Origin of the sequence: Yersinia alsatica, assembly GCF_902170305.1 — a bacterium.
Taxonomy (GTDB): domain Bacteria; phylum Pseudomonadota; class Gammaproteobacteria; order Enterobacterales; family Enterobacteriaceae; genus Yersinia; species Yersinia alsatica.
Genome location: NZ_CABHWW010000033.1, coordinates 157576 through 178988, shown reverse-complemented (window position 1 = coordinate 178988; position 21413 = coordinate 157576). Strand labels below are relative to the sequence as shown.

Genomic DNA, 21413 nt, shown 5'->3' with positions numbered 1-21413 from the left:
TGATGTTAGGCTGCGCCCAAATAATTTCTGGCGGCATAGCGGACATTGTCCATTTCATCTAGCAACTCAAGCCACTCTGGTTGCAGATCTTGTAAATCTGTCTGTTTACGTAACTGCTGCTCAATTATCATACACAGCTGTTTCAAGCGTGGCACACCGCTACAGGCACAACTACCATGGAATTTATGAATCAGACTTAGAATATCTTCGTCATGGGCACCCGCCAGAATCGCCTGTACACGACTGGTTACCTGCGGCATAAAATCTAGCAGCATGGTTAAGAGGTCTTTAGCGAGCGTCTCTTTATTTGCGGCTTGTCTGACGGCCAGTATCCAGTCTATTGACCCTTCATACTCTGATTGCGCAATAGGTTGGATGTCCGTCTCCTCTTTGAGTTGGGAAGGATTGTCGGGTTGATAGCGTGAAAGTGCCTGTATCAGCCGGGCTTCATCAATAGGTTTTGCCAGATAATCGGCCATTCCTAATTTTAGCAACTGTTCTTGCTGCCCTCTGACGGCGTGAGCAGTGACGGCGATAATGGGCGTGTCTTGATGATGTGACATCTGATGGATAACTTCACTGGCGCGGATCCCGTCGATTTCCGGCATTTGGATATCCATTAAGATAATATCCAGTGTATTTTCACGGGCATAGGCAATAGCTTTAGCTCCGCTGTCACACAACACGGTTTCTTCGACTAACTCCTCCAACAGAGTGCCAATTAATTTCAAGTTAGCCGGGTTGTCGTCAACTGCCATCACTTTGAAAGGAAGCTTTGGTAATTTGCGTGGTAACTCTATTACTGGCAAGACGCAATCTGCTGATTCATAAGATAATAAAGGAATGAGACGATTGGATGATATAGGTTTAATCAGGCACGCCTTGGCACCAATTTGTTTAAGTTGTTCCGCCTCAACCTGTGATTGGCTAGGCAGAGCCAGAATGACTTGCTCGGAAATCTTCATGGCGGCGATCAGTTTATCCTGATGAACAGCCATATTATTACGGAACGGAATGGGAACCCCAACCAGCAGGAAATCATAATGCTGTTTCGGTAGCTGGGCTAACGTCTGACTGTGGGTTATCTGCAAAGGAGTCATACTGAGGATATCCAGTGCCGCCCTTGCCGCTGCGGCATTGCGCTCAATATAAGCCAGAGTCTTGCCTTCCAGATGTGACATATCCGGGTGGCGATAGTGAACCGCTTCATTGAGATCCAACGTGAGGTGGAATCTGAAAGTAGAGCCGCGATCAACCTGGCTGTGGAAGCTGATGTCGCCGCCCATCTCTTTGACCAATCTTTCGGTAATGACCAGCCCCAGCCCAGTACCACCGTGACGGCGCGAGATACTGGCGTCGGCTTGACGAAAAGCCTGGAACAACTGACTCTGCTGGGATTCCGAGATACCAATACCGGTATCGTGAATTTCTACCACAATGGTCACTTGCTGCACTGTTTTTGCCTGTACCGCCACCAGAATGTCAATATTGCCCTGTTCGGTGAATTTAATGGCATTACCCAGCAAGTTGGTGATGATTTGCTGCAAACGCATGGCATCTCCGATGACTTGCTCCGGGACATCCTTATTAACATGCAGCGTCAGTTCCAGACCTTTTTCATGGGCCGTATGTGCCAGCAAAATAATGACTTCATCCAGCGCGCCTCGTAATGGGAACGGAATATGTTCAAGAACCAGTTTTTCGGCCTCCAGTTTGGAGAAGTCCAAAACATCATTAATGATGCATAACAGATTATTGGCTGAGCGCTGAATAGTTTGTAAATAGTCTGTTTGAGTCGGCGTAAGTGAGGTTTTCAATGTTTGGCGGGTAAAGCCAATTACCCCATTGAGCGGAGTTCGTAACTCATGGGACATATTGGCGAGGAATTCGGATTTAATTCGCGCCGCTTCCTGCGCCCGCTTTTTCGCCAGCCCCAATTCGACGTTTTGGATCTCCATCTGCTCTAGCGTTTCACGCAAATCTGAGGTGGCCTGATCGATATTTTGCTGCATCTCTTCGTGGTAGGCCGCCAATGACATAGCCATCGAATTGATGCCATTTTTCAGAATATTCAACTCACCGAGCATATGCCCTTCAACTCGGCTGTCTAACTGCCCACGGCGAATGCGGTCAACGGCATTGACCATATTACGGATAGGGCCGGTGACATCGCGCATCAGGCGATAAGCAAACAAAATGGCCACACACATGCAGAACAGCAGCAACAGCGTTGAAATAAAGATCTCTTTATATTGCTGCAAGCGCACCGATTGTAAATCCAAATCCATGGCGATATAGCCTAATGGCCGGTTGGTGATATCTGAATCCGACGTTCGGTCACTGGAGAGATTGGATTCCGAAACTATAGGCATTCGCATAATTAAGGAGTCGCCACGATAGGAAAGCATCAGCGAACTGGGGATGGGGTCGTCTTTGGGTAACCTTAATTGTGAGGAATTGTAATTATAGTTGGATGTGACAAAAAGATTATTATCGGCGTCAAAAACCGATATCGACCGAACAATATTCGAGTGTCTGCGGTGAAGTAGATTAATCAACTGACGTACGGTATCGCGATTGCGAAAGGTCATTCCATACTCACTGGCAACAGCCAGCGGTTCGATAATATTGGTGCCTGCATTAACCAATTGTTTTTGCAGTTCATTATAGCGGTTGACCATAAAGGAAGTACTGAGTAACAGCCCAAGAAGCAGCGTGGGGGCCAAGATTAAAATCATCATGCGCGCGCGAAGACTGTATTTGGTCATGGTATTCCAATGTGGGAGAATTAGCAGCTTACGAAACTGATGCTTGATCAATCAATATGGCGCAATTCTACTCTGCAAACCGGCGTGTGACGACCAAACAAACGATAACTGTGACAGTAAACTCTCTTGACCCTTTTGGGCAGGGAGTTGCGCGCCACCAAGGTAAAGCTATCTTTATTCTCGGAGCCCTGCCGGGAGAGCAAGCTGAAATTGAGCTGATCGAGCAAAAGCGCCAGTATGGCCGCGGTAAACTTAAACGATTATTGAACCAATGTAGCGAAAGAGTGACTCCTCCTTGCCCTCACTTTGGGATTTGTGGAGGCTGTCAGCAGCAACATGCCAACAGCCAGCTACAGCAACAAAGCAAAGCTGATTCTCTTCAACGTCTGATAATCCGCGAGACGGGGGGTTGCCCAGAGTTAGCCCCGGTCATTTGTGGGCCAGAATATGGTTATCGGCGGCGAGCGAGATTAGGGTTGTTGTATCACCCAAAGCGGCAACAATTACAGATGGGATTTCGTCAAACCGAATCCCACGATTTAGTCTGTGTGAAGTGTTGTCCGGTGCTGCGACCTGAGCTTGAGCGCTTGCTACAACCACTTTATCAATGCTTATCCGCCTTGCAAGCTGTGCGCCGCTTAGGGCATGCGGAGCTGGTGTTGGCTGACAATGGGCCGTTGCTGGTTTTACGTCACCTTGATACCCTTAAAGAGGTAGATCGCGCGGCGTTAATTGAGTTTGCAAAAAAAGAGCAAGTCGCGGTCTATTTGGCCGCCGACAGTGACCAGTTGGAAAAACTCTTCGGTGAGGATCCCTATTACCAGATAGAGGGTCTACGCTTAGCGTTTCATCCGCGAGATTTTATTCAAGTCAATGATGCCGTTAACCAGCAAATGGTGGCTCAGGCTATTGCCTGGCTTGATATCCAGCCTGATGAGCGGGTGCTGGATCTGTTCTGCGGCATGGGCAACTTCACCTTGCCATTGGCAAAACTGGCGCGAGAAGTGGTCGGTGTGGAAGGAGTTGCGGCGCTGGTAGCGAATGGGCAGTATAATGCACTCAATAACACGCTACCCAATGCGTCATTTTTTCATGAAAATCTTGAATCCGATATCAGCTGTCAGCCGTGGGCGACACAAGGGTTCGATAAAGTATTATTAGATCCCGCACGCGCAGGTGCGGCCGGGGTCATGTCACATATAGTCAAGCTGGCGCCAAAGCGGGTGGTGTATGTTTCTTGCAATCCCACCACGCTGGCACGAGATAGTCAGGTGTTATTAGCCGCCGGTTACCGTCTTGCCCAGGTGCGAATGTTGGATATGTTTCCCCACACCGGGCATCTTGAATCTATGGCGCTGTTCATACAGGGGCCAGGGGTCGCAAAGTAGGGAGAAGTTATGGTTGCGGTACGAAGTGCACATTTGAATCCGGCGGGCGAGTTTGCTCTCGACGATTGGATCGCCAGCTTGGGGCTTCCCAATCCGCAGTCATGTGAGCGATTAGCCGAAACCTGGCGTTACTGTGAGCAACAGACGCAAAACCATTCCGATGCCTCGTTATTGCTGTGGCGCGGTCTTGAAATGGTTGAGATCCTTTCCACCCTAAGTATGGATAACGACAGTATGCGCGCGGCGCTGCTGTTCCCGCTGGTGGATGCCAATGTGATTGATGAAGCCACATTGACCGAGCAATTCGGCAAAAGCATTACTTATCTGGTGCACGGTGTGCGCGATATGGATGCTATCCGCCAGTTGAAAGCCACTACCAACGACTCCATGAGCTCCGAGCAAGTGGACAACGTGCGCCGTATGCTATTGGCGATGGTGGAGGATTTCCGCTGCGTGGTCATCAAGCTGGCAGAGCGTATTGCTCATCTGCGTGAAGTCAAAGACGCGCCAGAAGATGAGCGAGTGCTGGCGGCCAAAGAGTGTTCCAATATTTATGCTCCGCTGGCTAACCGTCTAGGTATCGGCCAGATTAAGTGGGAGCTGGAAGACTTCTGTTTCCGCTATCTTCACCCCGATGAATACAAACAAATCGCCAAGTTGCTGCACGAGCGTCGTATCGATCGTGAGCAATTCATTGATGATTTTGTTGCGTCGCTGCGTAAAGCTATGGCCGATGAAGGCATCAAAGCCGATATCTATGGTCGTCCCAAGCATATCTACAGTATCTGGCGCAAAATGCAGAAGAAGTCGCTGGCCTTTGATGAACTGTTTGATGTGCGCGCGGTACGGGTGGTGGTGGAGCGTCTGCAAGATTGTTATGCCGCGCTGGGGATCGTTCATACCCATTTTCGCCATTTGCCTGATGAATTTGATGATTACGTTGCCAACCCTAAACCAAATGGTTATCAGTCGATCCATACGGTAGTGCTGGGGCCGCGTGGCAAAACTCTGGAAATTCAAATTCGTACCCGTCAGATGCATGAAGATGCTGAGCTGGGGGTCGCGGCACACTGGAAATACAAAGAAGGTGCAGTGGCCGCAGGCCGCTCTGGCTATGAAGGCCGGATTGCCTGGTTACGTAAACTGATTGCCTGGCAGGAAGAGATGGCCGATTCCGGTGAAATGCTGGATGAAGTGCGCAGTCAGGTATTTGACGACCGGGTATATGTGTTTACCCCGAAAGGCGATGTTATTGATTTGCCAGCTGGTTCTACCCCACTGGACTTTGCTTACCATATCCACAGTGATGTGGGCCACCGCTGCATCGGTGCTAAAATCAGCGGTCGGATAGTGCCATTTACCTATCAGTTACAGATGGGTGATCAGATTGAGATTATCACTCAGAAGCAGCCAAATCCAAGCCGCGACTGGCTAAATCCAAACCTCGGTTATGTCACCACCAGCCGTGGGCGCTCTAAGATTCACAACTGGTTCAGAAAACAGGACCGAGACAAGAATATTCTTGCGGGTCGGCAGATGCTGGACGATGAACTCGAGCACTTGGATATCAGCCTGAAAGAGGCCGAGAAACTGCTGGTGCCACGCTACAACATGAACTCCATGGATGAAGTGTTGGCAGCGATTGGCGGTGGTGATATCCGGCTGAATCAGATGGTGAACTTCCTGCAAGGGAAGCTTAATAAGCCAACGGCGGAAGAGGCAGATTTAGAAGCATTACGCCATCTGAACAATAAAACCCAACAACCTCCGCGTAATGCCAATAAAGACAGCGGGCGCATTGTTGTCGAAGGTGTTGGCAACCTGATGCACCATATTGCTCGATGCTGCCAGCCAATTCCGGGTGATGAGATTATTGGTTTTATCACCCAAGGGCGGGGGATATCCATTCACCGCGCGGATTGCGAACAACTGGCTGAATTGCAGTCTCATGCACCTGAACGGATTGTCGATGCCGTCTGGGGCGAAAGCTACTCCAGCGGTTATTCTCTGGTAGTGCGAGTGACGGCCAATGACCGCAGTGGGTTATTACGTGATATCACCACCATTTTGGCGAACGAAAAAGTCAATGTGCTGGGGGTTGCTAGCCGTAGCGATACCAAGAAGATGGTTGCCACCATTGATATGGATATTGAAATCTACAATTTGCAGGTGTTGGGGCGGGTGTTGGCGAAGCTGAATCAGTTGCCGGATGTGATCGATGCCCGTAGGCTTCACGGCAATTAATTTGTGATCTGGGCGGCTACTGGGCTACTGCGCTTTGGCATATTGATATTGGGCAGTGCTCGCCCTCCTCATGTACTACGTGTACATTCCGGGGGCTGCGCGCTGGCCGCAATCGATCTGCCTGCGCTCGCTATGCCTCGAGCCTCGAAAAAATAAAAAGTGAATAAATAACCATGACTCAAACAGTAAATAACTCTGACTCGACGGCGTTAGCCTTGCAGCGGCTGCTGGATATTATGCGCCAGTTGCGTGACCCGGAGTTGGGCTGTCCGTGGGATCGTAAGCAAACTTTTGACACTATCGCGCCCTATACATTGGAAGAAACCTACGAAGTGCTTGACGCGATTCAGCGCAAGGATTTCGACGATCTTCGTGATGAATTGGGCGATTTACTGTTCCAAGTGGTGTTTTATGCCCAAATGGGGCAGGAGCAAGGGTTGTTTGCGTTTGATGATGTTTGCCATGCCATTAGCGACAAACTGGTTCGCCGCCACCCACATGTGTTCCCAGATACGCCGCAAAACGCGGCAGAAGCGATGATTGGTAGTGAGGCAGCACTTGCTGGCTGGGAGTCGCGTAAAGCCGAGGAGAGGGCGGAGAAAGCGCTATATTCGGCTTTGGATGATATTCCTGATGCACTGCCGGCGTTGATGAAAGCTCATAAAATCCAAAAGCGCTGTGCATCTGTCGGTTTTGACTGGGACACATTGGGGCCAGTGTTAGACAAAGTCTACGAAGAGATCGATGAGGTTATGTTCGAAGCGCGGCAAGCGGTGGTGGATGAAGAGAAATTGGGCGAGGAAATTGGCGATTTACTGTTTGCCACGGTGAACTTATCCCGTCATTTAGGCCATAAAGCTGAAAATGCCTTACAGGCCGCAAATCGTAAGTTTGAACGTCGTTTTCGTCAGGTAGAACAAATAGTTAAGGCATCCGGTAAGAGTATGGAAAGTGCAACTCTTGATGAGATGGAACTCGCCTGGCAGCAAGTTAAAAAGCAAGAAACTGAAATGTAAGGTGTTTTAATTCATTCGACGGATGGTTGTTGAATTTTAATTACGTTAATATATTGAATTATAACGGATAGCAAGACGATGTTCTGCGCGATAAAAACGGTGAAAACGGCCACTGACGCGGAGATCATTTGTAGCGAAACCAAGGTTCGGGTATACTACTTTCCCGTCTTGGTTCTTCCATCGTCTTTAAACCTAAACTCTCAGGTTCAGCATGACAACTAATTATATTTTTGTGACCGGCGGGGTCGTATCCTCTCTGGGTAAAGGCATTGCCGCAGCCTCTCTGGCGGCTATACTTGAAGCCCGTGGCCTCAACGTTACCATCATGAAACTGGACCCGTATATCAACGTGGATCCGGGCACCATGAGCCCGACACAGCACGGGGAAGTTTTCGTCACCGAAGATGGTGCTGAAACCGATCTGGATTTAGGGCATTACGAGCGCTTCATTCGCACCAAAATGACCCGTCGTAACAACTTCACCACTGGCCGTATCTATTCTGAAGTTCTGCGTAAAGAACGCCGTGGCGACTATCTGGGTGCGACCATTCAGGTTATTCCTCACATCACCAATGCAATCAAAGAGCGCATCATCGAAGGTGGCGAAGGCCACGATGTCGTATTGGTTGAAATTGGCGGCACCGTCGGCGACATCGAATCCTTGCCATTCCTGGAAGCTATTCGCCAGATGGCCGTAGATGTTGGCCGCGAGCACACTCTATACATGCACTTGACGTTGGTTCCTTACCTGGCTGCGGCCGGTGAAGTAAAAACTAAGCCAACGCAACATTCGGTAAAAGAACTGCTTTCAATCGGTATTCAGCCTGATGTGCTGATTTGCCGTTCTGATCGCGCAGTTCCTGCTAATGAACGTGCCAAAATCGCTTTGTTCTGTAATGTGCCAGAAAAAGCGGTTATCTCACTAAAAGATGTTGATTCCATTTATAAAATCCCGGGCCTCTTGAAATCACAGGGCCTTGACGATTATATTTGTAAACGATTCAGCTTAACTTGTCCTGAAGCAAATCTTGCCGAGTGGGAACAGGTAATATACGAAGAGTCGAATCCAGGTGGTGAAGTGACCATCGGGATGATTGGCAAATACGTAGAATTGCCGGATGCCTACAAATCTGTGATTGAAGCGCTGAAACACGGTGGGCTGAAAAATCGTCTGACAGTGAACATCAAGCTTATCGATTCGCAGGATGTTGAGACACGCGGCGAAGAGATGCTGAAAGGATTAGATGCTATCCTTATCCCGGGTGGTTTCGGCTACCGTGGTGTGGAAGGTAAAGTTCTGGCGGCACGTTATGCCCGTGAACACAATATTCCTTATCTGGGCATTTGCCTGGGTATGCAAGTTGCACTGATGGAGTTCGCCCGCAATGTTGCGGGGATGGAAAACGCGAACTCCACAGAATTTGTGCCAGACTGTAAGTATCCGGTGGTTGCATTAATCACCGAATGGCGTGATGAAAACGGCAACGTTGAAGTCCGTACGGAAGAAAGCGATTTGGGCGGTACCATGCGTGTGGGTGGGCAGCAATGTCACCTGGTCGAAGGTAGCCTGGTTCGTCAGATGTATGGCGAGCCGACCATCGTTGAGCGCCATCGTCATCGCTATGAAGTAAACAACATGTTGTTGAAGCAGATTGAAGCCGCCGGGTTACGTGTAGCAGGGCTTTCTGCGGATAACAAACTGGTGGAAATTATCGAGTTGCCAAACCACCCATGGTTTGTGGCTTGTCAGTTCCATCCAGAATTTACTTCGACGCCACGTGATGGTCACCCGTTGTTTGCCGGCTTTGTGAAAGCGGCTGGTGAGTATCAGAAGCGCCAGGTGAAATAAAATATTTGGTAGAAGGGGCGGCAGAGATGTCGCCCCCTCTGTCTGGAGTTTTAGTTTAACTTGTACTGAGGAAAATCTAATGTCCAAAATCGTTAAAGTCATCGGTCGCGAAATCATCGACTCCCGTGGTAATCCAACTGTAGAAGCCGAAGTTCATCTGGAAGGCGGTTTTGTTGGTTTGGCTGCGGCACCATCAGGTGCTTCTACTGGTTCCCGTGAAGCACTGGAACTGCGTGACGGTGACAAATCCCGTTTCCTGGGCAAAGGCGTTCTGAAAGCCGTTGCAGCAGTAAATGGTCCAATTGCTCAGGCAGTTTTGGGTAAAGATGCCAAAGACCAGGCTAACATCGATAAAATCATGATCGATCTGGACGGTACTGAGAACAAATCCCAGTTTGGTGCTAACGCCATCCTGGCTGTTTCTCTGGCAGCAGCTAAAGCAGCAGCAGCGTCTAAAGGCATGCCTTTGTACGAGCACATTGCTGAACTGAATGGCACCCCAGGCAAATTCTCTATGCCATTGCCTATGATGAACATCATCAATGGTGGTGAGCACGCAGATAACAACGTTGATATTCAAGAGTTTATGATTCAGCCAGTTGGCGCTAAAACTCTGAAAGAAGCTGTTCGCATCGGTTCTGAAGTGTTCCATCACCTGGCTAAAGTTCTGAAAGCTAAAGGCTTGAACACTGCTGTTGGTGACGAAGGTGGCTACGCGCCAAACCTGGGTTCTAACGCCGAAGCACTGGCTGTTATCGCTGAAGCGGTAAAAGCAGCAGGTTATGAGCTGGGTAAAGACGTTACTCTGGCTATGGACTGTGCAGCGTCTGAATTCTACAAAGACGGTAAATATGTTCTGGCTGGCGAAGGCAACAAAGCCTTCACTTCCGAAGAGTTCACTCACTTCCTGGAAGATCTGACTAAACAGTACCCAATCGTATCTATCGAAGACGGCTTGGACGAATCTGACTGGGCTGGCTTCAAATACCAGACCGAAGTTCTGGGTGACAAAATCCAGCTGGTTGGTGATGACCTGTTCGTAACCAACACCAAGATCCTGAAAGAAGGTATCGAGAAAGGTGTTGCTAACTCTATCCTGATTAAATTCAACCAGATCGGTTCTTTGACCGAAACTCTGGCTGCTATCAAGATGGCGAAAGATGCTGGTTACACTGCGGTTATCTCTCACCGTTCAGGCGAAACCGAAGATGCTACCATTGCCGATCTGGCAGTAGGTACTGCAGCAGGCCAAATCAAAACGGGTTCTATGAGCCGTTCTGACCGTGTTGCTAAATACAACCAACTGATCCGTATCGAAGAAGCGCTGGGCGACCGCGCACCATTCAACGGTCTGAAAGAAGTTAAAGGCCAGTAATTACTGTGCTCTATCTTCTGTAACAGTTGATTGATAAAAACCCGCTTCGGCGGGTTTTTTTATGGGGCTATTATCCGAGATAAAAAGTAATAATGGTTATAAAGATAATTTGAGATGGCATGTAATTGTTTATAGGTAAAATAACTTAGCGAAAATAATTTGCTGAATATCTTATTAGTTTACTAAGCTATAAGCGACTCTATGAGCCATACAGATAATCAATTACATGAAGAGCAATCCTTGTTGAATGAATATTTAACTGTATCTGACCACCAAGAGTGAAGAGTACTATGAGTATGTCTGTTTTCTTCAATAATAATATTGATGAAAATGGAATTAAAATATCAATTGAAAGGCTTGTGTCTATCACTCAACCATAGTGCCGGTAATTTATCTGCTGCTATTATTAATTAGTGTCAATGTGATTTAATAATAAAAATTACAATTTTATTTTAATGATATTATCATTCAGTCTAATTATTTATTATAAATAAAAATGATTTAAAAAGACTTTTCAGGTGGTTATTAGGCGTGGCCGTTATATGATTGTCCTTGCAGGAAATACACTGACTTAGTTTGATAAATGTTCAGTGGCCAATCAATGTTTTTTAAAAAATAACTTAAGGATTATTTATCATGGAAATACAACGGGAAATAATAAGTGATAACTACGGCTTGAGTAAAAAAGATGAGTTCCTAATCAATGAATATATTAAGATTCACCCCGAGTCTATAAACGATATGGATTCATCTAAACTCAATGAGTTAGCCCAGTATTTAAATCGCATAACAACTAATAATACTAAAAACAATTATATTGAATTGATAAGCCAGTCATCAGAATATCAATATCTCTCAATACGTAACCAAGATGTTATTGAGCTGGATTCTAATGTTTTGAGGTTAGCAGAGTATATGTCCGGGACGCATGATAAGGTGCTGGTAAGTGCCCAATATGCCATGCTGCCCGATCAAATGGTGGCCCCTTTGGTTACACTTTCTCATCAGATAGTCTAGTTTGACCCTCTCCAGAGTAATTTATTGTTACCCCTGCCTTTCCCCCGCGAGATTAATCTGAATCTCGTGGGGTACACATCTCTGGCTCTCATCTATAACGCTGCTCGCGTGCAGATAATTTATCTGCGGTTATTCTTAATGAGTACCTGAATGATTCAATAATAATAGATAAAGGAAGAGAACCGATGAAACTGAAATACTTACTGTTACCAGTAATGCTTTTCTCTGGCAGCCTACTGGCGGCAGATGTCGTCGTAACCATGAATGAAGCGTTACCGACTGGCAATGGCAAGGCGTTGGGAACTGTTACTGTAACAGAAACTCCTTATGGTTTGCTGTTTACCCCCAATCTGACTGGGCTGGTGGCGGGGATTCACGGCTTCCATCTGCATGAAAATCCAAGCTGTGCGCCGGGGCAGAAAGATGGCAAAGCTGTTCCTGCACTGGCGGCTGGTGGGCATTTTGATCCGCAAAAAACCGGGGAACACCTTGGGCCTTATAGTGATAAAGGGCATTTGGGTGACTTGCCGGGGTTGGTGGTCAATGCCGATGGTACCGCGACTTATCAGGTGTTAGCCCCACGTCTGAAATCATTATCAGAGTTGAAACAGCATGCGCTAATGATTCATGCGGGTGGTGATAACTATTCTGACCATCCGATGACATTGGGTGGTGGTGGGGCGCGAATGGCCTGCGGCGTCATTGAGTAACGGTCTGATACAAACAAACTGGCAGTCATTGGGTTGCCAGTTTGGTCGCTGCACAGGAATCTGCGATAATCGCCCATTGGCTTGAATGACGATAGAGATACTGATGCAGTACCCGATTAATGAAATGTTCCAGACCTTGCAAGGCGAGGGTTACTTCACCGGTGTTCCGGCGATATTTGTGCGCTTGCAGGGCTGCCCAGTGGGTTGCAGTTGGTGCGATACCAAACATACCTGGGAGAAAGACGCTGATCGGGAAGTTGACATGCAGCGCATCATGGTAAAAACCGCAGAAAGCGATGCCTGGGGAACCGCCACGGAACAGCAGCTCTTGGATATCTTTATTCAACAGGGGTATACCGCTCGTCATGTAGTAATAACCGGCGGTGAGCCTGCTATTTACGATTTATTCCCTTTAACTTCGCATCTGGAGCAAGCCGGTTACAGTTGCCAAATTGAAACCAGTGGCACTCATGAAGTGCAGTGTTCAGCCACCACTTGGGTAACAGTTTCGCCCAAAGTGAATATGCGTGGCGGTTTGAAGGTCTTGCCGCAAGCATTGCAGCGAGCGGATGAAATTAAGCATCCAGTGGGGCGTTTACGGGATATCGAAGCTCTTGAGGCGCTACTGGCAACACTAGAAGATGATAAAAAGCGAATTATTGCCTTACAGCCTATTAGTCAGAAAGAAGACGCGACTAAACTCTGTATTGAAACTTGTATTGCCAAGAATTGGCGGTTGTCGATGCAGACGCATAAATATTTAAATATAGCCTGATGACCCCGCGCCCTTGACGCCGCAGCGGTGTTGGCTGCACTCCCTTACCCGAATCACTTACCTGTGTAAGCTCATCGGGATAAGTCCACTTGCCGCCTTGCTGCAACGCCAATGGCGCAGGGGGCATCTGAGTTCTTGACGCCGCAGCGGTGTTGGCTGCACTCCCTTACCCGAATCACTTACTGATGTAAGCTCATCGGGATAAGTCCGCTTGCCGCCTTGCTGCAACGCCAATGGCGCAGGGGTCATCTGAGTTCTTACCCGCGATAGACACAGCCTGCTGAACAGGTTTCTTTCACCATCACCGCACTCAGCTCTGGTAATTGTGGCTTAAGCTGTTGCCAAATCCAACTGGCCAGCACTTCACTGGTTGGATTTTCCAAACCGGGAATGTCATTCAGATAATGGTGATCTAAACGTTCCCAAATAGGTTTAAATGCAGCTTTGAGATCAGCAAAATCCATCACCCAACCGGAGTGAGCATCAACTTCACCAGTGACCTCAATACGGATCATAAATGAATGGCCGTGCAAGCGGCCGCATTTGTGACCTTCTGGAACATGGGGCAGCCGGTGAGCGGCTTCAAACTGAAAATCTTTAAATAGGGTGGTGCTCATAGTCCTGACCTTATTGACTCAAAAAACCGCCGCATAGTACCGGAAAGCAGCGATGCTGGCTATGAATGCGCGCAATAGAGTGGATTACTCGCTCTACCACGCCCCAGTCTCTTTCACGTAGCTTACTGATATCTATACAGACAGCTAACTTAAGAGTGTAAAATCAGCGAGAGTGAATTTCTCTAATAAGTTGAACACTTTAACTCATATCTATTACCTGAAAAACCGCTTAGTCGTTTTGGTTATTTATTATTTCTATCGCTTCTTTAATTGTTATTATCGAGATGGTTAACCTTACAAACTATCATCCCCTTCGTACTTGAAGCTGCAGGGTTGTTAGCTACGTTCGCTCACCCGAATCACTTACTTATGTAAGCTCATCGGGATTCGTTCTCTTGCTGCCTACCTGCAACTCCAATTACTTTGGGTATAGATTTTGGGCATTAATCATTCGCGCCTTCAATTTATCGCACTGAAAGCATAGGGAATTCGTACCGCAATGACGACTCAGGCTCCTCCTACTTCTATACTCCCGCTATCGCCGGAGCAGTTAGCCCGCTTACAGGCTGCGGTTGGCGAGTTCTCCCCAACTCAAATGGCCTGGTTATCTGGTTACTTCTGGGGCATGGTTAACCAACAGCCCGGCGCAGTGGTTGCTCCTGCGGTGGCAGCTCCTGCGGCACTCACCATTACCCTAATTTCCGCCTCCCAAACCGGCAATGCGCGGCGTTTGGCTGAACAGCTACGCGATGACCTTCTGGCGGCCAAACTTAATGTCAATTTGGTCAATGCCGGTGATTATAAGTTTAAACAAATAGCACAAGAGCGCTTATTAATCATCGTCGCGTCCACCCAAGGGGAGGGCGAGCCTGCGGAAGAGGCCGTGGCACTGCATAAGTTTCTTTTGTCTAAAAAAGCCCCGAAATTGCCAGAGACCGCCTTTGCGGTATTTGGTTTGGGGGATACCTCATATGAGCATTTCTGTCAGGCAGGTAAAGATTTCGACAACAAGCTAGCTGAATTGGGGGCCGAGCGGCTATTGGATCGCGTCGATGCGGATGTGGAATATCAAGAGTCAGCACAGCAATGGCGGCAACAGGTAGTTGCGGCGCTGCAAGCCAGAGCGCCAGTCCAATCAACAGCGGCAGCAGCCATCACCCAAAATGGTGTGGTTGATGAAATTACCTCCAGCCCGTACAGCAAGGCCGCGCCGCTGACTGCGCTGCTGTCGGTACAGCAAAAAATCACCGGCCGTAACTCAGAGAAAGATGTGCGCCATATTGAAATTGATTTAGGTGACTCTGGGCTGCGCTACCAACCGGGTGATGCGCTGGGAGTCTGGTTTGATAACTCTCCGGCACTGGTGGATGAGCTGCTGGCGTTATTGTGGCTCAAAGGCGACGAGTTGGTCAGTATCGATGGGCAGAATATGCCCTTGTCACAAGCACTGCACAGCCACCTTGAGCTAACACAAAATACCACGGTGATTGTCGATAAATATGCCGCGCTCTCCCGTGATGAGAAACTGATAGCATTGCTGGCAGATAGAGCGGCACTACAGCACTATGCGAAAAATACGCCGATTGTCGATATGGTCCGTCAGGCTCCTTCTGACCTGAATGCTGATCAACTGGTGGCGCTATTGCGGCCATTGACCCCGCGGCTTTACTCCATCGCCTCATCACAAGCCGAGACGGAAAATGAAGTACATATCACCGTCGGTGTGGTGCGTTACGACATTGAGGGCCGCCCACGCACTGGTGGTGCTTCCGGGTATTTGGCTGACCGGCTGGAAGTGGATGGCGATATCCGCATCTTTATCGAACATAACGATAACTTCCGTTTACCGGCTAACCCAGAGACGCCAGTGATAATGATTGGCCCCGGTACGGGCATCGCGCCATTCCGCGCTTTTATGCAGCAGCGTGAAGCCGAGGGAGCCACCGGCAAAAATTGGCTACTCTTTGGTAACCCGCATTTCACCGAAGATTTTCTCTATCAGGTTGAATGGCAACGCTATGTTAAAGATGGCTTGCTGACCCGCATTGATCTGGCTTGGTCACGGGATCAAGCCGATAAAATATACGTACAAGACAAACTGCGTGAACAAGGCGCAGAACTGTGGAGCTGGATCCAACAAGGCGCCCATATTTACGTCTGTGGCGATGCTAATCGCATGGCTAAAGATGTCGAGCAGGTTTTACTGGACGTGGTGGCTCTGCACGGTGCAATGGATGCCGAGCAGGCTGATGAATATTTAAGTGAGCTGCGCCTGGCGCGCCGTTATCAGCGGGATGTGTACTGATGAATGAAAAACACCCAGGGCCACTGGTCGTGACAGGAAAACTGTCCGATGGCGAGCGCATGAAGTCACAAAGCAATTTCCTGCGTGGGACGATTGCTGAAGATTTAAATGATGGGCTGACCGGTGGTTTCAACGGCGATAATTTCCTGTTGATTCGTTTCCATGGCATGTATCAGCAAGATGATCGTGATATCCGCGCTGAACGTACTGAGCAGAAGCTGGAACCGCGCCATGCCATGATGCTGCGCTGCCGCTTGCCCGGCGGGATAATCACCCCACAGCAGTGGTTGGGTATTGATAAGTTTGCTGCGGATAATACTTTGTATGGCAGCATCCGTATCACCAACCGCCAGACATTCCAGTTCCACGGCATTCTGAAAGGGAATGTGAAACCGGCTCACCAACTGCTTAATCAATTAGGTTTGGATGCACTGGCAACGGCAAACGATGTTAACCGTAACGTGCTATGTACCTCGAATCCGGTGGAATCGGTGCTGCATCAAGAAGCTTATGAGTGGGCGAAGAAAATTTCTGAGCATTTGCTGCCACGAACCCGTGCATATGCTGAAATCTGGCTGGATGCAGAGAAAGTAGCAACCACCGACGAAGAACCCATTCTCGGTGCCACCTATTTACCGCGCAAATTTAAAACCACGGTGGTCATTCCGCCGCAAAATGATGTGGATCTTCATGCCAATGACCTCAACTTTGTTGCTGTTGCGGAGAAAGGCAAGTTGGTCGGGTTTAACGTGCTGGTAGGCGGCGGGTTATCCATTGCCCATGGTGATAAGAATACTTACCCACGCAAAGCCAGTGAATTCGGTTACATTCCACTGCAACATACATTGGCTATCGCAGAGGCGGTGGTGACGACTCAACGTGATTGGGGCAATCGTACCGACCGTAAGAATGCCAAAACCAAATATACGCTGGAGCGTGTCGGCGTTGATACCTTTAAAGCTGAAGTTGAAAGGCGCGCTGGCGTAAGTTTTGCTGCAATAAAACCCTATCAATTTACTGGCCGTGGCGATCGTATCGGTTGGGTGAAGGGGATTGATAAAAAATGGCATCTAACCCTATTTATCGAAAATGGCCGTCTGCTGGATTATCCGGGGCGTAGCCTGAAAAGCGGCGTGGCGGCCATTGCTAAAATTCATCAGGGCGATTTCCGTTTGACGGCTAATCAGAACCTGATTGTGGCGGGAGTGCCGGAAAAAGAAAAAGCCCGTATTGAGGCTCTGGCCCGTGAGCATGGTTTGATGGATGACAGTGTCAGCCCACAACGTGAAAATTCGATGGCATGTGTTTCATTCCCCACCTGCCCACTGGCAATGGCTGAAGCCGAACGTTTTCTGCCGGAGTTTGTGACTCGCGTCGAGGGGATTTTGCAGCAGCACGGTATTGCTGATGAGCATATCGTCCTGCGGGTGACCGGTTGTCCGAATGGCTGTGGCCGCGCTTTGCTGGCGGAAGTCGGGCTGGTGGGTAAAGCTGTCGGGCGCTATAACCTGCATCTGGGGGGCAACCGCGAAGGAACACGAATACCGCGGATGTATCGTGAAAATATCACCGAAGATGAAATTTTGGCGATCACTGATCAATTGGTCGGGCGTTGGGCTAAAGAGCGCTTATCAGATGAAGGTTTCGGCGACTTTGTGATTCGTGTTGGTGTTATTGCCCCAGTGATTGATTCTGCCCGCGACTTTTATGATGTTCAGGAGGCGGTGTGAGCCAATTTAATTTGAGCGAACTTAAAGCCTTGCCGAAGGCGGAACAAGCAGCGGCATTGGCGGTGGTTAACGGGCAACTGGAGCATTTAACCGCCCAAGAACGTGTCAGTTGGGCGCTGGAAAACTTGCCCGGCGAGTTCGTGCTCTCTTCCAGTTTTGGTATTCAGGCAGCAGTTTGTTTGCATCTGGTTACCCGCCAACAACCTGATATTCCGGTAATTTTGACGGATACCGGCTATCTGTTCCCTGAAACTTATCAGTTTATTGATGATTTAACCGAGAAGCTTAAGCTCAATTTGCAGGTGTTTCGCGCGCAGCAAAGCCCTGCCTGGCAGGAGGCCCGTTACGGTAAGTTATGGGAACAGGGTGTTGAGGGCATTGAACGTTATAATGACCTGAATAAAGTTGAGCCGATGAACCGAGCGCTGGAGACGTTAGGCGCCCAAACATGGTTCGCGGGCTTGCGCCGTGAGCAATCGGGCAGCCGTTCACAACTGCCTGTTCTGGCTATTGCGCGCGGTGTTTTTAAGGTTCTTCCCATCATTGATTGGGATAACCGGCAGGTTTACCAGTATTTGAAACAAAATGACCTGAGTTATCACCCGTTGTGGGAGCAGGGCTATCTCTCTGTCGGGGATACCCATACCACCCGTAAATGGGAACCGGGCATGAGCGAAGAAGAGACGCGCTTCTTTGGCCTGAAACGTGAATGCGGTTTGCATGAAGGCTGAGTGACAGCAAAAGAAACCGTCAGGGCGCAGAGAGCGCCCTTTTTTGTAGCCATTAGCGAGCCATTCGCTCTCGGGCGAGTTCATTGAATTTATTGAATTTTTATTCGCTTTGCGCAATGCCTCGCAAGGTGAACATTATTTTTTAGCGACCGCCAATTCTTGTATCAGCGGCAGCAAGACTTTGACACTGTCATGGCTACGTTTAGTGATACGGCCGGGCAAAAACTTATCCAGATAATTTAAGTTATCCAGTTGGCTTTGGTGGCGGGTAATCCCCTGGGGAAAATGCTTACTGATAGCCCGTTGCTGGCAACCATCGTTATTACCCAGGCTCTCTTTATTACTCAATTTAGTGTTGCTGGCCTCGACAGATAACAGCGGTATCCCCGCAGTATCAAATACATTTTTTTCTGCCTGACAGAGTGAGGTTACTTGATTTTTTACCGTGCTGGCAGTGATGCCATAACGCCGCGCCAATGCTAGAGCCTGGTCCCTTGCTGCAATAGCTGCGGGCTGGTTACTGGCATTAAAATAGAGGCGATCGCCGGTAATCAGGCTATCTAAATTAATCACCAACAAGGTGTTAGCTTTCTCAGCCTGGCTCATGCGTTGCAGGTAGTTCTCGGTACCTTGCGCACCAATTTCTTCGGCGCTGAGTGCCACAAAACGCAAATCATAGCGCAGTGGTGCCGCTTTAAGGCGCTCCGCCAGTTCTAGCATCACACCGACACCCGCGGCATTGTCATCAACGCCTTGCAGTGTCAGTCCACCAAGGTTTTTATCTAAATCTTTATCACTTTGCGGCGTGTAAGTATCAAAATGCGCCATAATGATTATCTGCTGCTGGGTATCAGGCTTCTCAATTGAGGCGTTGCGAGCCGCAATCACTGATGTGGCACTGACATTTCGCCAGCTCTGTTTACCATTTTTACTGGTATAGAGATAACGGGTATTAAAACCGCGTAAATCACTCTGGTAGCCCATCTGCTGAAAACGATGATTAATATATTCAGCAGCAAGCAGTTCGGCTGGACTACCTGCCATACGGCCGGGGAAGTAAGTGCTAATATGGCGAATTTGCTGTTCAGCAATTTGACCGGTAGCGGGTGTGGTCGCCGCCTGGAGTGGCAGGACGGTACTGAAACTCAGAGTAAATAGTGCCCACTTTAGGCAACGGCGGGAAAACATACCGAAATATCCTTGTTAAAGTCGCTGGTATGGATAACGCAGTTAGTATGGAAGCGTCAGGCCCAATAGACAATCTGTATGGCTCCTAAACTGCAGATATTTATGTGAGCAAATAAGAAAATAACTCACAGTGATAGCTGGCTAACATCGCCGCAAGCCTGACTATCACTCTTATATATCATTATGGAACTTGTAATTACTTTTCGTCATTTCATAAGGCCATAACCCCCCCCTATAGTCACCCTACGCTTTATTATGTAATCGAAGGGTGTTGTGGACTATCTACCTCTATTTGCCGACTTGAAACGACGCCCAGTATTGGTCGTTGGCGGCGGTGAAGTTGCTGCGCGAAAAATTGACTTACTCCACCGCGCTGGCGCACTGGTGCGGGTAGTGGCACAGACTCTTTCATCTGAACTTGAGCAGCAGTACCAAGATGGCCGCATTCACTGGCTGGCATTGGATTTCTTGCCTGAACAGTTGGATAAGGTATTTCTGGTGATTGCTGCGACTAACGACACCGAACTCAATGCTACGGTTTTCGCTGCGGCTGATGAACGACATATTTTAGCTAATGTGGTTGATGACCAACCGCGCTGTTCGTTTATCTTCCCGTCGATTGTTGATCGTTCGCCACTGGTGGTGGCGATTTCCTCTGCGGGTCAGGCTCCGGTTTTGGCACGTTTACTGCGCGAGAAGCTGGAAGCTTTGTTGCCCAGCAGTCTGAGCGATATGGCGGCAGTGGCCGGGCGCTGGCGTAGGCGAGTCAAACAGCAGATTTCATCAATGGGGGCGCGCCGACGTTTTTGGGAAAATGCCTTCAGTGGCCGGTTTGCCAACTTAATCAGTCGTGGTCAGGTAGCACTGGCTGAAGAGGAACTGCAATTAGCGCTGGAGGGGCAGGGCAGCACTCAAGGCGAAGTTGCGTTAGTGGGGGCGGGGCCGGGAGATCCGGGTTTGCTGACCTTACGCGGCCTGCAAGTTATTCAACAAGCTGATGTAGTGCTGTATGACCATTTAGTCAGCCCGGAAGTTTTGGATCTGGTGCGGCGCGACGCCGAACGTATTTGTGTCGGTAAACGGGCTGGTGCGCACTCGGTCGCTCAGGAAGAAACTAACCAATTGCTGGTCACATTAGCACAGCGTGGCAAACGAGTGGTGCGGCTAAAAGGCGGCGATCCTTTTATCTTTGGTCGTGGCGGTGAAGAGTTACAAGTTGTGGCGCGCGCGGGCATTCCTTTTCAGGTGGTGCCGGGGGTGACGGCGGCTGCGGGGGCGACCGCCTATGCCGGTATTCCTTTGACTCACCGTGATCATGCGCAAAGTGTGACATTTATTACCGGGCATTGCCGCTCTGATGGCGATGATTTGGATTGGCAGGCACTGGCCCGTGGCCGTCAGACATTGGCTATCTACATGGGCACGGTGAAAGCGGCTGAAATCAGCCGACAATTGATAACCCATGGCCGAGCCAGCACCACGCCAGTCGCCGTGATTGGCCGGGGCACGCGTGCTGACCAGCAAGTGCTGACTGGCACACTGGCTCAGCTTGAGTCACTCGCACATCAGGCACCTACTCCAGCACTGCTGGTGATCGGTGAAGTGGTGGATTTACATCACCAAATTGCCTGGTTTGGGCAACAACCGCAGACTGAACAGGCGCTTAGCCCATCAGTCGTGAATTTGGCATAAAGGATCTG

The 21413-nt window shown here is 49.0% G+C and carries 15 protein-coding genes; 12 read left to right on the top strand and 3 right to left on the bottom strand.

Annotated elements, in window-relative coordinates:
* Nucleotides 1-5 precede the first annotated feature (5 nt).
* Entirely contained in the window at nucleotides 6-2768 is a 2763-nt protein-coding gene (gene barA / locus FTA96_RS19970) for a two-component sensor histidine kinase BarA (RefSeq protein ID WP_050106501.1), read from the bottom strand.
* A gap of 56 nt (nucleotides 2769-2824) precedes the next feature.
* On the opposite strand from barA, the gene rlmD reads away from it, so the two are divergent.
* From rlmD to queE, 8 genes are all read left to right on the top strand, one after another.
* Nucleotides 2825-4156, top strand: a complete 1332-nt coding sequence (gene rlmD, locus FTA96_RS19965; RefSeq protein WP_134957576.1) for a 23S rRNA (uracil(1939)-C(5))-methyltransferase RlmD — start codon at nucleotides 2825-2827, stop codon at nucleotides 4154-4156.
* Nucleotides 4157-4165: 9 nt separating this feature from the next.
* Nucleotides 4166-6400, top strand: coding sequence for a GTP diphosphokinase (relA, locus tag FTA96_RS19960; RefSeq protein WP_050106499.1), 2235 nt, complete (start codon nucleotides 4166-4168; stop codon nucleotides 6398-6400).
* 173 nt (nucleotides 6401-6573) lie between these two features.
* Nucleotides 6574-7416 carry a nucleoside triphosphate pyrophosphohydrolase gene (gene mazG, locus FTA96_RS19955; protein ID WP_050133189.1) on the top strand — a complete coding sequence of 281 codons (843 nt, stop codon included), beginning with the start codon at nucleotides 6574-6576 and terminating at the stop codon, nucleotides 7414-7416.
* A 211-nt stretch (nucleotides 7417-7627) separates the two neighbouring features.
* Complete coding sequence (pyrG, locus tag FTA96_RS19950) at nucleotides 7628-9265, top strand: glutamine hydrolyzing CTP synthase (RefSeq protein WP_050106497.1); 1638 nt, start codon at nucleotides 7628-7630, stop codon at nucleotides 9263-9265.
* 79 nt (nucleotides 9266-9344) lie between these two features.
* Nucleotides 9345-10640: a phosphopyruvate hydratase gene (eno, locus tag FTA96_RS19945; RefSeq protein WP_004706265.1), complete on the top strand. Its 1296-nt coding sequence runs from the start codon at nucleotides 9345-9347 to the stop codon at nucleotides 10638-10640.
* A gap of 636 nt (nucleotides 10641-11276) precedes the next feature.
* Nucleotides 11277-11657 carry a hypothetical protein gene (locus FTA96_RS19940; RefSeq protein WP_050106496.1) on the top strand — a complete coding sequence of 127 codons (381 nt, stop codon included), beginning with the start codon at nucleotides 11277-11279 and terminating at the stop codon, nucleotides 11655-11657.
* Nucleotides 11658-11842: 185 nt separating this feature from the next.
* Complete coding sequence (sodC, locus tag FTA96_RS19935) at nucleotides 11843-12367, top strand: superoxide dismutase family protein (RefSeq protein WP_050106495.1); 525 nt, start codon at nucleotides 11843-11845, stop codon at nucleotides 12365-12367.
* Between the two features lie 103 nt (nucleotides 12368-12470).
* Nucleotides 12471-13142, top strand: a complete 672-nt coding sequence (gene queE / locus FTA96_RS19930) for a 7-carboxy-7-deazaguanine synthase QueE (RefSeq protein ID WP_050106494.1) — start codon at nucleotides 12471-12473, stop codon at nucleotides 13140-13142.
* Between the two features lie 257 nt (nucleotides 13143-13399).
* Here the strand turns inward: queE and queD are convergent, their stop codons facing one another.
* Entirely contained in the window at nucleotides 13400-13759 is a 360-nt protein-coding gene (gene queD, locus FTA96_RS19925; protein WP_004706268.1) for a 6-carboxytetrahydropterin synthase QueD, read from the bottom strand.
* Nucleotides 13760-14258: 499 nt separating this feature from the next.
* Here queD and cysJ point away from each other — a divergent pair, with 499 nt between their 5' ends.
* From cysJ to FTA96_RS19910, 3 genes are read left to right on the top strand one after another with little or no spacing between them, the layout of a single operon-like run.
* A complete protein-coding gene (gene cysJ, locus FTA96_RS19920) occupies nucleotides 14259-16064 on the top strand; it encodes an NADPH-dependent assimilatory sulfite reductase flavoprotein subunit (protein ID WP_145574700.1) in 1806 nt (601 codons plus the stop codon).
* The gene (cysI, locus tag FTA96_RS19915) at nucleotides 16064-17794 is read left to right on the top strand and encodes an assimilatory sulfite reductase (NADPH) hemoprotein subunit (protein ID WP_050319521.1); all 1731 of its coding nucleotides are present in this window, start codon (nucleotides 16064-16066) and stop codon (nucleotides 17792-17794) included. Before cysJ ends, cysI begins: the two co-directional genes overlap by 1 nt.
* Nucleotides 17791-18525 carry a phosphoadenylyl-sulfate reductase gene (locus FTA96_RS19910; protein ID WP_050121502.1) on the top strand — a complete coding sequence of 245 codons (735 nt, stop codon included), beginning with the start codon at nucleotides 17791-17793 and terminating at the stop codon, nucleotides 18523-18525. The genes cysI and FTA96_RS19910 overlap by 4 nt, the downstream gene beginning before the upstream one ends.
* 135 nt (nucleotides 18526-18660) lie before the next feature.
* On the opposite strand, the gene FTA96_RS19905 is transcribed toward FTA96_RS19910, so the two are convergent.
* The gene (locus FTA96_RS19905) at nucleotides 18661-19713 is read right to left on the bottom strand and encodes an aminopeptidase (protein WP_050121501.1); all 1053 of its coding nucleotides are present in this window, start codon (nucleotides 19711-19713) and stop codon (nucleotides 18661-18663) included.
* A gap of 273 nt (nucleotides 19714-19986) precedes the next feature.
* Between FTA96_RS19905 and cysG the strand changes: the two genes are divergently transcribed.
* A complete protein-coding gene (gene cysG, locus FTA96_RS19900) occupies nucleotides 19987-21405 on the top strand; it encodes a siroheme synthase CysG (RefSeq protein ID WP_145574697.1) in 1419 nt (472 codons plus the stop codon).
* The last annotated feature ends 8 nt before the right edge of the window (nucleotides 21406-21413 follow it).

Coding starts and splice junctions, on each gene's coding strand:
- barA (WP_050106501.1), bottom strand. CDS start 2,768: ATGACCAAATACAGTCTTCGCGCGCGCATGATGATTTTAATCTTGGCC.
- rlmD (WP_134957576.1), top strand. CDS start 2,825: ATGGCGCAATTCTACTCTGCAAACCGGCGTGTGACGACCAAACAAACG.
- relA (WP_050106499.1), top strand. CDS start 4,166: ATGGTTGCGGTACGAAGTGCACATTTGAATCCGGCGGGCGAGTTTGCT.
- mazG (WP_050133189.1), top strand. CDS start 6,574: ATGACTCAAACAGTAAATAACTCTGACTCGACGGCGTTAGCCTTGCAG.
- pyrG (WP_050106497.1), top strand. CDS start 7,628: ATGACAACTAATTATATTTTTGTGACCGGCGGGGTCGTATCCTCTCTG.
- eno (WP_004706265.1), top strand. CDS start 9,345: ATGTCCAAAATCGTTAAAGTCATCGGTCGCGAAATCATCGACTCCCGT.
- FTA96_RS19940 (WP_050106496.1), top strand. CDS start 11,277: ATGGAAATACAACGGGAAATAATAAGTGATAACTACGGCTTGAGTAAA.
- sodC (WP_050106495.1), top strand. CDS start 11,843: ATGAAACTGAAATACTTACTGTTACCAGTAATGCTTTTCTCTGGCAGC.
- queE (WP_050106494.1), top strand. CDS start 12,471: ATGCAGTACCCGATTAATGAAATGTTCCAGACCTTGCAAGGCGAGGGT.
- queD (WP_004706268.1), bottom strand. CDS start 13,759: ATGAGCACCACCCTATTTAAAGATTTTCAGTTTGAAGCCGCTCACCGG.
- cysJ (WP_145574700.1), top strand. CDS start 14,259: ATGACGACTCAGGCTCCTCCTACTTCTATACTCCCGCTATCGCCGGAG.
- cysI (WP_050319521.1), top strand. CDS start 16,064: ATGAATGAAAAACACCCAGGGCCACTGGTCGTGACAGGAAAACTGTCC.
- FTA96_RS19905 (WP_050121501.1), bottom strand. CDS start 19,713: ATGTTTTCCCGCCGTTGCCTAAAGTGGGCACTATTTACTCTGAGTTTC.